1 protein-coding gene is annotated in these 728 nt (G+C 38.6%); it reads right to left on the reverse strand.

Annotation, left to right across the window (positions count from 1 at the left end; all coding sequences use genetic code 11):
* On the reverse strand, window positions 1–728 hold a 728-nt coding region (locus G6W42_RS10350), incomplete at both ends, for an Ig-like domain-containing protein (RefSeq protein ID WP_196779979.1).

A 728-nucleotide genomic window follows, 5' to 3' on the forward strand; every position in this document is an offset into this window, starting at 1 on the left:
ACTGGATCACATCACCAGCTTTTACACTACCGTCTGTTGGGATATCTATTACCCAGTGAGCTTTGCCGTCTTTTATAGCAGCCACTTCAGCAACGCTTAGAACGCCGTTATTATCTGTATCTTCTAAGAATCTTACTTTTGGATTGCCGATAGTTAGATCCACATCTACGCTACCAGATACTTCTTTACTAGCATTACCAGCTTGATCAACGATCTTAGCTGTGATAGTTGAAGTTTGTCCATCAACTACTAGTACTTTAACCTCTATGTGTCCTTTTGCTTTATCAGCATCAGTTATAGGGTGTGATTTTTCTTCACCATTTACAGTGTATTTGATCACGTCATTTACTACTGCATCTGTTGGGATAGAAATTTTAGCTGTTGTGTTAGCGTTATCACTATCGCTACCGTTTTCAGCTTTATTTAGCTTGCCATCTTTTGGATTGATATCTTCAACAAATGTGATTGTTGGATCAGTTGGAGGAGTTGTATCTGTGTAAATTGTATTACCAGCTGTGCCATCACCTTTACCTGTGTTGCCAGCTTTATCAGTTACTTCTACAGTTACTTTATCACCTGGTTTGATTGGATCAGTAGTGATTTCGAAATTTCCTTTGTCATCAGTTGTGCCACTACCAATTATTTTGCCATCTTTATCTTTTACTACTACTGGAGCATTTGGCTCATCTGAATGACCTTTTACAATTCCTTTGTCTGGGTTGCCATCT

The sequence above is a fragment of the Campylobacter concisus genome (assembly GCF_015230015.1).
GTDB lineage: Bacteria > Campylobacterota > Campylobacteria > Campylobacterales > Campylobacteraceae > Campylobacter_A > Campylobacter_A concisus_AF.